10 protein-coding genes, 1 other RNA gene and 1 pseudogene are annotated in these 12,587 nt (G+C 56.0%); 3 read left to right on the top strand and 9 right to left on the bottom strand.

Annotated elements, in window-relative coordinates; translation table 11 throughout:
- Positions 1 to 10: 10 nt before the first annotated feature.
- Positions 11 to 82: pseudogene (locus D7241_RS19825) on the top strand (hypothetical protein); the annotation flags it as partial.
- Between the two features lie 1,052 nt (positions 83 to 1,134).
- On the opposite strand, the gene D7241_RS19820 reads toward D7241_RS19825, so the two are convergent.
- Positions 1,135 to 1,374 (bottom strand): helix-turn-helix domain-containing protein, encoded by a 240-nt coding sequence (locus tag D7241_RS19820; RefSeq protein WP_408102938.1) that lies wholly within the window; start codon positions 1,372 to 1,374, stop codon positions 1,135 to 1,137.
- A gap of 105 nt (positions 1,375 to 1,479) precedes the next feature.
- Here D7241_RS19820 and D7241_RS19815 point away from each other — a divergent pair, with 105 nt between their 5' ends.
- Positions 1,480 to 1,902: a hypothetical protein gene (locus D7241_RS19815; RefSeq protein ID WP_408102937.1), complete on the top strand. Its 423-nt coding sequence runs from the start codon at positions 1,480 to 1,482 to the stop codon at positions 1,900 to 1,902.
- A gap of 548 nt (positions 1,903 to 2,450) precedes the next feature.
- On the opposite strand, the gene D7241_RS19810 is transcribed toward D7241_RS19815, so the two are convergent.
- The 4 genes from D7241_RS19810 to D7241_RS19795 form a co-directional block, all read right to left on the bottom strand.
- Complete coding sequence (locus tag D7241_RS19810) at positions 2,451 to 3,854, bottom strand: hypothetical protein (protein WP_408102936.1); 1,404 nt, start codon at positions 3,852 to 3,854, stop codon at positions 2,451 to 2,453.
- A 158-nt stretch (positions 3,855 to 4,012) separates the two neighbouring features.
- Positions 4,013 to 4,600 carry a helix-turn-helix domain-containing protein gene (locus D7241_RS19805; protein ID WP_408102935.1) on the bottom strand — a complete coding sequence of 196 codons (588 nt, stop codon included), beginning with the start codon at positions 4,598 to 4,600 and terminating at the stop codon, positions 4,013 to 4,015.
- A 5-nt stretch (positions 4,601 to 4,605) separates the two neighbouring features.
- Positions 4,606 to 5,025 (bottom strand): hypothetical protein, encoded by a 420-nt coding sequence (locus D7241_RS19800; protein WP_408102934.1) that lies wholly within the window; start codon positions 5,023 to 5,025, stop codon positions 4,606 to 4,608.
- A gap of 152 nt (positions 5,026 to 5,177) precedes the next feature.
- Complete coding sequence (locus tag D7241_RS19795; protein ID WP_408102933.1) at positions 5,178 to 5,804, bottom strand: recombinase family protein; 627 nt, start codon at positions 5,802 to 5,804, stop codon at positions 5,178 to 5,180.
- A gap of 198 nt (positions 5,805 to 6,002) precedes the next feature.
- On the opposite strand from D7241_RS19795, the gene D7241_RS19790 reads away from it, so the two are divergent.
- Entirely contained in the window at positions 6,003 to 6,674 is a 672-nt protein-coding gene (locus D7241_RS19790; protein ID WP_408102932.1) for an HNH endonuclease, read from the top strand.
- 42 nt (positions 6,675 to 6,716) lie between these two features.
- On the opposite strand, the gene D7241_RS19785 is transcribed toward D7241_RS19790, so the two are convergent.
- The 4 genes from D7241_RS19785 to D7241_RS19770 all read right to left on the bottom strand — a co-directional run bounded on the left by D7241_RS19785 (position 6,717) and on the right by D7241_RS19770 (position 12,561).
- Positions 6,717 to 8,618 (bottom strand): DUF6538 domain-containing protein, encoded by a 1,902-nt coding sequence (locus D7241_RS19785; RefSeq protein WP_408102931.1) that lies wholly within the window; start codon positions 8,616 to 8,618, stop codon positions 6,717 to 6,719.
- Between the two features lie 112 nt (positions 8,619 to 8,730).
- Positions 8,731 to 9,109, bottom strand: a transfer-messenger RNA (tmRNA) gene (gene ssrA, locus D7241_RS19780).
- Between the two features lie 153 nt (positions 9,110 to 9,262).
- A complete protein-coding gene (locus D7241_RS19775; RefSeq protein ID WP_408102930.1) occupies positions 9,263 to 9,559 on the bottom strand; it encodes a hypothetical protein in 297 nt (98 codons plus the stop codon).
- A gap of 164 nt (positions 9,560 to 9,723) precedes the next feature.
- Complete coding sequence (locus D7241_RS19770) at positions 9,724 to 12,561, bottom strand: FAD-binding and (Fe-S)-binding domain-containing protein (RefSeq protein WP_408102929.1); 2,838 nt, start codon at positions 12,559 to 12,561, stop codon at positions 9,724 to 9,726.
- Positions 12,562 to 12,587: the final 26 nt, after the last annotated feature.

The raw sequence follows: 12,587 nt of genomic DNA, 5'->3' as shown, positions 1-12,587 counted from the left end.
GAACGATTTACTGCAGCTGCTCGCTGATGGCCGCTTTCATTCCGGTGAAGAGCTTGGAGCCGTCCTGGGTGTGAGTCTCTCGATTCGCTACATCGAGACTGGCGGAGGCTGGTATCGAGCCCTTGGCCGAGACCACTAACGGACTGTACAAGGCCGAGTTGTTTTACCATCAATCATGGAAAAGTCGCGAGGCCGTGGGATGGCCAATCTGCAGTGAGTACACTAGTGCAGGAGTGGGCGAGCAATGTCAATGCGCGCACGGGAGCCGTCTGGCCATCGAGCTGATGACCTCGACAGATGGAGCCGACCACGCGGTAATTTGACCTTTTCCGTATCGGCACCATAAGCATGGCCTGGGTCATACACGGCTTCAAACCAGAACGCGTTCTGACGACGAGGCGGCGTACCTGCAGGTCTGTTCATCGATGCCCAAACAATCAGAAAGTCCTGGGATCACCGCCGCGACTGCCTTCCTTGTGGACGAGCACCGTGCGGTGAAGAGATCCTTGCGTTCATCAATGGCGCGCCGCTCAAGCTGTTCACCGCGTCGCTCCGTGCGAGCGCTAGGGTAAATGTCTGCGCTGCCCGTCCAAGCCGAATGCCGCGATGCTGAGCGCGCCGTTCTCGCTATACTCCGCGCATTGCAGGGCTATTTGAAAAAGTTTGAGCGACTCCCACTAATAAGCGAATGATAACCTACAGAATCTCATGATTCAGTAGACGAGCTCATCGTGATGAAGGACGGGCAGGGCTGTTGGCTTGCTGCCCAGCTGGAAAACTCGCGAGCTTTTCCAGGTCTAGAGGTGGACTAACGCATAGATGCTGATGGACACCATGGATGTCGGCGGCGCTGAAAGACCTGTATTTTCTCAATTTCAGGGCACAAAAAAGGACGTCCGTGGACGCCCTTTTTTGTGTATTTGGTGGAGCCGGGGGGATGGTCAACCGCGTCTCCGTTCCCCCACTGCAAGCCGCTGGTCCGTACGCTTGAGCCGCAGCGCTTACGCTGCGATGTCACACCTTCGTGGGCGTGGTTGATGGTTCAAGCGGAATCTACGCTGCAGTCTAAAACGTCGCAAGTGGGGATTTGAACTCGCGTCCGGTACGGCATTCCGTACGGCTGACTTCACGCCCTCATGAAGTCTCATGGCGGACTAAAAGCGAAGCTGGCTCAACCCTTAGCGCCATCGCAATGCGCTCGATGTTGTAGATCGTCACGTTCTTCTCACTCCGCTCAAGCATGCCGATGTATGTGCGATGCACGCCAGCTCGCTCTGCCAGCGCTTCCTGCGATAGGCCAAGGTGAAGGCGCATGCTTCGCACGTTCGCGGCGAATACGTTGACCAGCGGTGAGAGTTCGGGTTTGAGTGGCATGCGGCCACTCTCGCTAGGTGCATACCATGGTTCTACATACTATGATTAGCGTACGGCTATTGGCGGATGTAGCCGGAGCTGTCTGAATCACAAAAAGGAGTCGCGATGAGCTTTAGGGGGCTAGTACTAACCGTGGTTGCGCCGGTTATGATCGGCGTAGGTTATTGGGGGAATGCCGAGGCGGCGATTGAAAGTAACTGTTCGGCAAATCTAGGCGGAGCGGTAAGTTGTGAATTCACTAATACAGGCGCTAAGAAGGACGGCGCATGTATCGTGATGGAAGTTGTTCGCAGCTATGATGCGAAAAATTACTCTTACCCTTCTATGGGTGGGAAAGGCGCAGTTTTAACGTCTAATAAAATCTGCTCGGGTCTTGTGGAAGCGGGTGACATCCGTGAGCGCAACCCAGAAGTTACGTGGAATATTGGCGAAAGAGTTACGTCGCCAATGGGTTTTTGTGCTTCTGACAACCCATGGTTTAAGGCCTCAAATAACTGCACAATCCAGACGAAAGAAATACCGCTTTAACTAGCCAAGTGGAGCATTACTTCAATAAGGCTGTTTAAGCGACAACCTAGCGGTGTGTTCAATAGCGCGCCGCAGTTTCGCCATCGGAGGGCGTATGAAGCTGAGAAATACAGTTGGTCTTGCAGTTGTGGCGATGGTGTTGTCGGGGTGCTCAATCACTCCCGTTGAGCAGCGGGCGCCATTCAAAGTGGTTGAAGTCAACATGCTTCAAAGCAGCTTTACAAGGCGCTACGAAATCCGGTGCCATGTGCGAGTTCATACAGCTCAAGCGGCGAGTTTGATTCGGACGATCGCAGCTTCCATATTTACTATATCTACTCGCCCTGGAATCACGGCCCCGTCAAGGCTGATTTCGTTACTGGCACAGCCATGGGCGATGATAAAACCCTTTTGAGGATGCATAGCGCGCAGTCAAAGCCTGCGTCGTTGCGCTATCTGCGCCGAGCTACAACCGGCAGCTGCGAGTAACCCGCCTACGCCTCGATCTTTGCCTTGCATGCGCTCGCGAGAGCGCGTACAGCAAAACGGAAAGCGCGAGCGCTGGGTAGTTAGCTCTCACCGCTCAAAAGCTCTTCTAGGCCTTGGTGGAGCGCTCTGCCGCCATTTCTCGTTGAGGTACAGGCATAGTCCGGCACAGTGCTCCTCCCCCTAACTTTCTTGAGGATATCGGCGGTTAGCTGGTGCTCCTTGATGCAGTAGCCAGCCCACCAACGGTGGTTTGTGATTGCTTCGATGTGAACGGCAAGATTGTCGAAGCGTTGCCGATATTCCTTGGCAAGTGCTGACTTGAGCGCCAGCCTTACCGCTTCGAGGCGGTCAGCCGGGATGCATACAATCCCGTGCAGGTGAAGTGGGTGGTTCTCGGCGCTGGCGCCGTGTGTGTATTCAAGGTTGAAACCAAGATCAGTGCTTATCCCCAGTTTTGCCAGTGTCCGCTGGATGACTTCCGCAATGTGGTTGGCCGGGCCTCGCTTCGCAGCGAGCGCCTTTTTCGCTGTGGGATGACCTAGCCGAATGGTCACGGCGACCGCATTAGGTTGGCGTGCCAGCCAGAGCAGCCGGAAGAATTGTTTGGTGTCTGCCGGCACATGCTTCGACCAGTCAGCCAGCTGACCGGGGCCTTTCCCTGCGTATGACTGCGCCACTTTAACGATGAAACTGATTCTTGCTTCAATCTGAGCTATCTGCTCATGATCAAGGTCTGGGTCTAGGTTGCTAATAGCTACTACGTTCTGCTCTCGCATGCTTTGGAAGTTCGCTAGAAGCCCCGCCTTATGGGCGGTTGAGAGCTTTACGTAGCTGGCGCGTCGCCTGCTGTTTTTTGCATCTGCTCCAGAAATGGCCAATGCCGGCTCAGAAGGTTTTTTTGCTAGTGGACGCTGTCCTTCGCCTGTTTCGGCGGATGAAAAGGCTCCCCACTCTGCTGGTCTAGAAGCGTTCACTGGCAAAAAGCTGTGCTCGTTCTCTTCGTGCGCGCCGAGCTTCGCTATTTCCGGGTGCGCTTCCGTTCGAGCGTGAGCTTCATCTAGTAAGCTATCCAACGCCGCCAGATCTTTCTCTAGCTCTTCGTCTACCGGCTCACTCTCCACGAAGCCGCCAAATAGCACTTCTATGAGGCCTCGTTCACTTGGTCTTTCGTACGGAACATCTTCGCTAGGTGGTCCGACTTGAGCATTAGCTTGCGATGATTGCTCGCTCTGCGAATTCGGCAGCTGTCTTACTAGCGAGTGGTGATGCTCGGCCAGAAGCTCGTCGCACATACGATCAAGCTCTTGCTCTAGCTCCTCGGGGGTCTTATGAAGTCGGTCGTCCTCGGCTTCAGTAAGGCTGCTTGTCTCGTCGGCATGCTCTCGGACGGTTAGCGAGTGGCTGTGATAAAGCGTCGCTTCTAGCTCGTCAAAAAGCGCTTCGCGCTCCTCCGGGCTCAATGTCGTGGCTATCGTCTCGCGCATTGTCCATGCTCGCTGTCATCGCCCGTTCCTCTGCCAGATTTTCAAAATCTGGTCGTGCGCAGAGATCGCTATGGGGTCGGGTCGACATTACTTTTCTAAGGGTTCGACAACCAGGCCTGCCGTATCAGGTTCGGCCCGGTGTCGGCTCTTTGTGGTCTTCAGTTCTGCACCAGCTCCACTACCCCGGTGTCTTCTTCGGTCAGCAGTGAGTTGCCAGAGATGCGCTCGGCTGCTTCGCGGCGCTGCTGCTCTCGAATCTCCCGGACGTCATCGTCGGTCATGATTCGAATGCGAAGCTCGGACAGCTCTTCAACGTGTGTGGCTTCTGCCAAGCGATCAAGCGGCAGGGCGCGTCGCGCCACCTTCTGCGTAAGATCAAGCGCTGTGGCTGCTGCCACCACTGTTCGCATCATCTGATAAGGCGTGCTGGTGCTGGGGTCCAGCGCTTCCATAGCTTCTACTACCTTCCCCCGGATCATGCGGGAAAATGCGAGATCGTCCAGCACCAGCGCGGCGGCGTGCTGTTGTACCGCGTCCAGATCGAAGGCGGTGTTGAGCATGCCTTGACGTGCTTGCTCGACAAGAATTTCGGTTGCAGCACCAGCAACAGCGCTGCGGCGCTTCAGAATGCGCTTAGTGGTAGATAGGGATAGGTCGAGCTTTTCAGCGATGGCCGGGCAGGAATAACCCGCTTCGCGAAGTATGACGGCTTGGGCTTCGATGTCCGGCGTGGTCTTCGTGCTCATTCCGCTTACTCTTCAACGATAAGCAGGGACGGTGGCAGGTTTGCCAGCGCATTGAGTTCATTCGCTAGCTCGTGCCAGTTGTTGCGCACGTTGTACATCGGCGCGCCTGACAGCCTAACGATTGTTTTCAGCTCTACCGGAGCTATATCGAAGATGGTTTTTCCATCGGCTGTGAGTGCGTCGAGAGTTGCGGTGATGATGGCTTGGCGAGTTTTAGCGCGTTGAGTGCAACCGGCAGTTGGCTGATTGCGGCATCGTCGACTCGATTTAATGCCATGGGTTCGGCAGAAGTGGTAAGCGGAATTTCTTGTCCAACGGGAACCGTCAGAGCGGGGAGCAAGTTTGTTGAGTAGATCGGCAAGGCGCGAATAGCTGCCATTGTCGGATTGCATGAACTGCTTAGAAGTTGTCTCTATGTATTGCATTCGTTACCCCTTAGCAACGATGTGAAAAATTCTTCCCGATAGGGCGTCCTCCAAGTGTTTGTGGTTCATGGTTAAGGCGCTGTTTAATTCAGCGCCAATATTCTATTGCGTTTGGCGTCTTGTGTCTAGAGTTGTGCTTGACTTTGGCTTGCTTATATGTGTAAGGATTTTGGGAGTTCGGCCTTGGCTCGATAAACAGTCGCCACGCCGCACTTTGCAAGTCTTGCTATCTCCTCAGCAGAGGCGTCCGGGAACTTCAACAACATCTCTTGGGCTGTAACCCATGATTTCGACTTGCCACGGGTTTTAATCATCTCGCCACGCTCCTTGCGGCGCTCAAGCCCTTGTTTGATCCGCTCGACTCGTTTCTGTTGGTCGAGTCGGGCCATGGTTGCCATCAGGTCAAGAAGCATATCGTTGATAACCCTCAGAACCTGGCTAGCGATGTCGTCGCTGTTGGCTAGCTGGTGCGTGGTCGGAAGGTCTACCACTACTAACCTGAGTCCCTTGCATTCGATCATGCTGCGAAGCTGTTTCCATTCGTCCTGAGACAAGCGGGACAGCCTGTCCACGCTTTCGCATAGCAGCACATCAGCCGGCTCAGCTTCGTCGAGCAGGCGAATCAGCTCCGGGCGCTCCAACTTCGTGCCGCTGATGTTCTCGGCGTAGATGGCGGCAATGGTCATGCCTCGGTCAGCCGCAAACTCTCGCAAGATTTGCTCTGCGCGGTGGCTGTCTTGTTCCTTCGTCGATGCTCTCAGGTACAGGCGGGCTTTCACGGTGGACGTTCTCAAGTAACTATATAGTTGATTGTCAAATGATAGTTCGATCAATTGCCCTGCGTCTACAGGTTTTTTGATAGTCCCGATGCGAGAGCTTGGCGTCTCTCAGATGGGTATAGACATCTGATAAGGTAAAGCTTGCTAGGTTTCGGCCCGGCTACATGCAAGGCCAAGGACTGGGGGCTGAGAGCTGAGATGGCAAATCTTTACGCTGATAAAAAATGGGCAGCGTTCAGGGAGCGGGTAATAGCTCTCGATGGTGGGGAGTGTGTTGTCTGTAGCCGCTCAAGGTTAGATGGGGTGGTATTACAAGTCCACCATAAACGTTACATCAGCGGTAGGAAGCCTTGGGAGTACGATACGCTTGATTGCGAAACTCTGTGCCGAGGGTGCCACGCTCGCGAGCATGGCGAGATAATGCCGGATACTGGGTGGGAGTACGTTGGCGAAGATGACCTGGGGGAACTAGTCGGTAATTGTGAACTTTGCGATACCGCAATTCGCTACGTTCACTATGTCCAGCACATGCACTGGGAGCAAATGGGGGTGGGAACCGATTGCTGCGATAGCTTGACTGGGACAAAAGAGGCTAGCGAGGCGAAGAAGCGGATGGGGCGGTTTAAGCGCTTTATGAGCCCCGAAAGATGGCGTCCGGACTCCGGCGGGCAAAGAGCTACGTACAAGGGGTTTCACGTCGTTGTGGTGGTTGATAAGGGTGCCTATAAGCTGCGGATCAATGGAGTAACAGGCAGTAAGCAGCACGAGAGCTTGGCAGCGGCGCAGAGCTATCTGTTTGACTTTATCGATGAAGGAGAAGCGAAGGACTTCTTCGAAAAAAAGAAAGCCGGTCAGGTTAAGCGGAGATGACTCCCTGGGAGCCATCTTGGCAAATCCTCATAGCTAAGTTAACTAAACAATTCTCTTTCTGGCCTTTGATGCCCGTCCCTTACCATTTCGCCAACCTTTAATGCTTCCATCGAGCTTTTCCCCAAGGCGAAGAGCAAAGTCAGTGTTGTATCCTTGTAAGTCACGTATGGCTTGGGGAATGGGCATGTGCTCAATCGCGGTAAGCATTTGTCGTGGGGTGGCCGGCTGATCGTAGTGCTTGTGCATCACGATGCTAGGTGCGTGCCCGATAATAGTTTGTATTGTTCTTTCGGCAATACTTTTGCCATCTCGAATAGCATCATTCAGAGCGGTGGTTAGAGTCTTGCGGAAAGAGTACAAGGTCTTTCCATCCTCAGCTTCTGTATGAACGCCTACACGCCAGAAGTAGCCTAGTTTTTTCTCGCCACTGCTAGGGATTGAGTTGAAGTGGCGGCCAGCGTTTTTCAGCCAACCCTCTTTATTGTTTTCGGCTCCCTCTTCTGGCTCGGCATAGCTGAGCCCATCGCCGTATAATTTTTTCTGGCCAGACCTACGCTGTTCGTCAACGTACGCCAAAAATCCTAATTCAAGTATTCGAGGATGTAATGGGACGATTCGATCTTCTCCAGTCTTGATGCGTTTACGTTCGGAAGTACCCGGTGGGTCTTCGCGGAAACTAATACACCAGACTAACTCTTTGCTTTTCCCCCGCTCGCTATTTAGAAGTTGCAGTGATATGTCGTCAACGTCAAGTTGAGCCAGTTCATTTGCCCTGGCCCCGGTGAAATAACCAAGCAACGGTAGCCAATAGTGAAAGGGATAAACCACTCGTAACCTAGGGGGTAACTTGCCTTTATATGTATATCCACCAAAGATTTTGTTTAAATCATCATCTGTAAATGGCTTGGCTGACTCAGTTTCTTCATCGGGTCGGCGCTCTAACTTCGTATAGCTGATGGCGTCCACCGGGAGACTAGTTAGGTCATTCTCACGGGAAAATCTATGCTGCCGTTTGAGCGCGGTGATCAAGCCATTCATGGTTTCCGTATACGTCAACTCTTCTCGGTCACTGGTCTTAAGCTCTTCCAGTGCGGTCAGCCTGCCAGCTTCAACTGAGGCGGTTGCGCCGCGCTTTAGCTTGCACGCGTTTCGGTAGGCTTGCCGCCAGTCGTCTTTAGTGAGGGAGCCGACAGGCTTGTGATTGGTCAGGATGGTGGCGCAGCGGGCTTTCCGGTCGTAATCCTTCCGGGTTCCTTCGTTGTTGACTGGCCCGCCGCTCTTAGTGTCTTTCAGTTCATGCTCTTGGCGTAGTTCTTCTTCCCATACCTGATACAGCGTCCATTCGCTTGCCTCGGGCTTCAGGCCGCTTGCTGGGGTTGGCGCTGATGCGGCTATCGCGGCAGCGGGGGCGATGTCGCGCAGAGCGAGTGCATCCCGGAGCTTAGGCAGGGCGGTTCGCAGCTCGGTTGGCTGATAGGGTCGGGAAAGTTCCAGCAACTGCTGCGCCAGTGTTTTTTGCGCGTTAGGGATAGGGCGGTCGTGCCGTCCTGTCAGCAGCTCAGCGATGCAATGGCGGCGCTGGCGCTCTTCGATCTCCGAGTCAGACAGCGGTTGCTTTATCGCTTGCGGTTGGCTCGCAGCGCTGGACCACAGGCCAGCGCCGTTGCTCGTTCTACCGCAGAGCTCCTCGAAAACGTCGAAGTCTTCCTGGCTGGGTTCGTAGTTGTTGTGCTCTGTCATGCGCGAAGCTCTGTCGAAGATCGAATCGAAGCGCACAGCATGCTGTCGGGCGCGTTTGAGCGCCAGCCTTTCGCTATCAGTTTTCAGCGAGCGCCGAATCTCTCTTTTGCCGTTGACTAATGGGCGCAGCGTAGCGGGAATTACCATGCGGAAGTAGAAGGTTCCGTGGCGGTTCCTGGTGAGGTAGGTGGGGGCGAATTTCATCCTAGGCACCTGCAGATGCCTCACTTGGATGTGACTGCTCAATGTCACACCTGCCGAAAACGGCAGGCTCAGACAGCACAAAGCCCCGGAGTACGGGGCTCTGCGCTTAAAGTGGTGGAGCCGGGGGGATTTGAACCCCCGTCCGCCAGCTCTCCACTGTCGGTACTACATGCGTAGCCAAATCTATTGAATTAACTCCGCGCCGCCCGATTGGCAGGGTGCTTGGAGCGAGCTGCATGAGTTTTAGCCGTTACGTCTGCAGCGAACTTGGCGGCGATCCTGTTCTATCTGACAGTCATTTCGGGTTTACAGGCATCCCCTAGTGACCGCTGGCGCCGAAGCGACCAGATGAAGGTTAGGCGGCTAGCGCGTACCCTTCGTAGTTGTCGTCGTTGGCAACTATAAGTTTGCAACAGTGGATTTACGAGTTCTGTTACCAACTCGGCATGCACCTAGAGTTTTGTTACCGGCGTCGAATCCTAATCGGCCCCATGAAGCGTGTTGCGGCCTCATGTACTGGCGCAGTGTACGCCAGAACCTCTGGCTCGTCGAACGCTTCATTGGTCAGTTGGGAAGCTTTGTCGGCTTTCAGAACGGAACAGAAATCGGCAAGGCCAACAAGCGGTGACCTTGCCTGTCCTGGCTCAGTTGCCGGTGCCGCTAGTGCTGGAGCTGCCGGAGCTGCCGGGGCCTTCTAGTTCCTGTAGTGCCTTGGTGGAATGTGCGATGCAGGCTTCGGTATCGCCAGATTGCTGAGCCTGGCGCGCCTGTTTGACCAAATCCTCAACTTCGCTAAGAGCAGGCTCGCCGAGGGTCGCCTGGCTGGTGGCCATATTGTCGTCGATTTCCTGCATATTGAGCTGGCAGAGGTCTTTATCGGCAGCAAATGCAGCGGGACTGGCGATCAGAGCTGCAGCAGCAAGTAGGGCAAATTTTTTCATGAGCATCCTCCAGGGAGTTAACTTCCCGGCGGGCCTGCCTGATTGTGCAATTGCGCGGCGGCGCCGAGGCGAGTCGAGCCTCTTTCAATACCGGGCTCATATCTTCCGACTACGGCTTCGCTCGAGCGTTTCATCTTTTGTGTCCAGCATCGCTACGAGCCTGCTTAAACAGAGGTGTCAGCGGCTCTGGCCCGGCTGTTGCGGTTCACCAGATAAATCAGTCCGTGGTAGTCGATGCCGCCGTGTTGCGACAGGCCGATCTCGCAGGTGCGGCTGGTAGAGATGCCTTCGCTGCAGTCCCGCACGGCATCTTTCAAGTTACGCAACGAGTAAGCGTTGAGCTCTGGCGTAGTGAAGCCCTTATCGCCGGCGAAACCGCAGCAATGCATGCCCTCTGGTACCACAACGTCGCTGGCGCAGCGGCGGGCGATATCGATCAGGGCCTGTGCTTCGCCAAGATGTTGTGTGCTGCATGTGACATGCACGGCGATGGGTGCCTGTTGCGGCTCGAAGTCCAGCCTGTTGAGCAAATGCGTGCGAATGAAGCGCACCGGATCGAAGATCTGTAGGCGCTCTTCAGCCAGCCCTTGAACTAGTCGCAGTGTGCAGGGGCTAGTGTCGCAGTAGATCGGGTCGAGCCCGCCACGGCTGGCCTTGAGCAGAGCATCCAGGAGTTCCTGCCGCTTGTGCTCGGCCTGTTCGGCATAACCTTTGGAAGCGAATGGCTGACCGCAGCAGAGGGTGTTCAGATCATCGGGAAATACGACCTGATAGCCACCCTTCTCAAGCAGCGTGCGAGTGGCGTCGAGCAATGACTCTTGTTCCTGATCGCGTGCGGCCGGTCCCATGGCGCGGGACACACAAGCGGCCAGATAGACCACACGCGGTCGTTCGTCCCGCGTTGTCGGCTTAGGTAGATGAAGGCGCTGCAGCGGCTGCGGCATGGCCGGCGTCCACTGCGGTACGCGCCCCTTGCTGGCCTTGCTGAATGCTTTGGACGTCTTGCTCAACAGACGCGTGCCCATCATCAGATGCGCGCCGTTGGCCACGTGCAGCATGAAGCGGGTGCCTTGGACGGCTGTGCTGAAATGATCGGCCAGCCAGTTGGCAGTACCGGTCTTGGTCGCTTCCTTGCCACGCAGCTTGCGTACCAGATCGCCGGTATTGATGCCCACCGGGCAGCGCTGGGCGCACAGGCCGGTGGCGGCGCAGGTCTCGACGCCGTGGTAGTGATAGAGGCGTTCGATCTCGGTGGTATCGATACCCGCCCGCTTGCGTGCCTGGATATCGCGCCAGACAACGATGCGTTGGCGTGGCGTCAAAGTCAGTCCGCTAGACGGGCAGACTGGTTCGCAGAAGCCGCATTCGATGCACTTGTCAACGATCTCATCGGCAGCCGGCATCGGTTTGAGGTGCTTGAGGTGGATCTGCGGATCCTCACTGAGCACCACGTCCGGATTGAGGATGCCCTGGGGGTCGAGCAGGCGCTTGATCTTCCACATCAGCTGATAGGCGTCGCGCCCCCATTCCAGCTCGACGAAGGGCGCCATATTGCGGCCGGTGCCATGCTCGGCTTTGAGCGCGCCGCCGAACTCCACAGCAACCAGCTGCGTGACGTCCTGCATGAAAGCTTCGTAGCGCGCCACTTGCTGCGGTTCATCGAAGCCCTGGGTGAAAACGAAGTGCAGATTCCCTTCCAGTGCGTGGCCGAACAGGATCGCCTCGTTGTAGGCGTGCTTGTCGAACAGCTGAATCAGACGATTGACACCCTCGGCTAGACGCTCGATAGGAAAGGTGACGTCTTCGATGATCACGGTGGTGCCAGTCTGACGCACCGCGCCCACGGCCGGAAAAGTGTCCTTGCGAATCTTCCAGAGCTGGTCGTAGACCAGCGGGTCTTCGCTAAAGTCGACCTGTTTCTCCACCGGGAAATGAGCAATGGAATTCATGATCAGGTTGATCTGCTCATGCAGCAACGAGTGGCTGGCGGCACGCGACTCGATCAGCAAGGCGCACGCGTTGGGCGACAGCGCCTTGACCCACTCGGGCATGCCGGCCTTGTTCTCAACCGAGCGCAGGCTGCGGCGGTCGAGCAGTTCCACCGCGGAAACCGGCTGCTGTTTGAGTACCGGCACGGCCAGGCAGCAGGTTTCCACGTCGGGAAAGACAACGAGCGCGCTGGCCTTGTGCGGATGATCCGGCACGGTGTCGTAGGTCACCGCGCTGATGAAGCCGAGCGTGCCTTCGGAGCCAACCATCAAATGGTTGAGGATGTCGAGCGGCTCGTCATAGTCGATCAGCGCATTGAGCGAAAAGCCGGTGGTGTTCTTCAGGCGGTACTTATGGCGAATCTTCGCAGCCAGTTCGGTATTGGCGCGAGTGGTGCGGCCAAGCTCGGCGAGCTGTTCGAGCAAGGCGCCATGGCTTTGGCGAAAGGTCGTAACGCTGGCGGCATCTTCACTGTCGACGACGGTGCCATCGGCCAGCACAAGGCGCAGACCGGCCAGGGTCTTGTAGCTGTTTTGCGAGGTGCCACAACACATGCCGCTGGAGTTGTTGGCGACGATGCCGCCGATCTTCGCTGCGTTGATTGATGCCGGATCGGGTCCGATCTTGCGCTGGAAAGGTGCTAGCACGGCATTGGCGTTGGCGCCGATCACGCCCGGCTGAAGGCGGATCTGCGCTCCATCGTTGCGGATTTCTCGGCCGTTCCAGTTATCCCCGAGTACGATCAGCACGGAGTCGGAAATCGCTTGGCCAGAGAGACTGGTGCCGGCGGCACGAAAGGTCACCGGTACGTTTTGGGCGTGGGCCAGTTGCAGCAATCCCACCACTTCGGCTTCGGATTCGACGCGCACCACCAGTTTCGGAATCAACCGGTAGAAGCTAGCGTCGGTGCCGAACGCCAGCGTGGATAGCGGGTCGTCGAAGCGCCGTTCCGCCGGAATCAACCGTTCGACGGCAGCGAGAAAGTCGTTCGGCAGAGCGGCAGGCGCGTTCATATAGGCTCCAGGAAATGAAGCGGGCC

The organism is Stutzerimonas sp. VN223-3, from assembly GCF_045999685.1.
Lineage (GTDB): Bacteria > Pseudomonadota > Gammaproteobacteria > Pseudomonadales > Pseudomonadaceae > Stutzerimonas > Stutzerimonas stutzeri_AR.
The sequence above is the reverse complement of the archived record's forward strand: the minus strand, read 5'-3'. Positions and strand labels throughout refer to the sequence as shown.

Excerpts from the sequence above, each read along its gene's own strand:
- D7241_RS19800 (WP_408102934.1), bottom strand. The coding sequence starts at position 5,025 with ATGCAATACATAGAGACAACTTCTAAGCAGTTCATGCAATCCGACAAT.
- D7241_RS19810 (WP_408102936.1), bottom strand. The coding sequence starts at position 3,854 with ATGCGCGAGACGATAGCCACGACATTGAGCCCGGAGGAGCGCGAAGCG.
- D7241_RS19770 (WP_408102929.1), bottom strand. The coding sequence starts at position 12,561 with ATGAACGCGCCTGCCGCTCTGCCGAACGACTTTCTCGCTGCCGTCGAA.
- D7241_RS19815 (WP_408102937.1), top strand. The coding sequence starts at position 1,480 with ATGAGCTTTAGGGGGCTAGTACTAACCGTGGTTGCGCCGGTTATGATC.
- D7241_RS19775 (WP_408102930.1), bottom strand. The coding sequence starts at position 9,559 with ATGAAAAAATTTGCCCTACTTGCTGCTGCAGCTCTGATCGCCAGTCCC.
- D7241_RS19790 (WP_408102932.1), top strand. The coding sequence starts at position 6,003 with ATGGCAAATCTTTACGCTGATAAAAAATGGGCAGCGTTCAGGGAGCGG.
- D7241_RS19805 (WP_408102935.1), bottom strand. The coding sequence starts at position 4,600 with ATGAGCACGAAGACCACGCCGGACATCGAAGCCCAAGCCGTCATACTT.
- D7241_RS19820 (WP_408102938.1), bottom strand. The coding sequence starts at position 1,374 with ATGCCACTCAAACCCGAACTCTCACCGCTGGTCAACGTATTCGCCGCG.
- D7241_RS19785 (WP_408102931.1), bottom strand. The coding sequence starts at position 8,618 with ATGAAATTCGCCCCCACCTACCTCACCAGGAACCGCCACGGAACCTTC.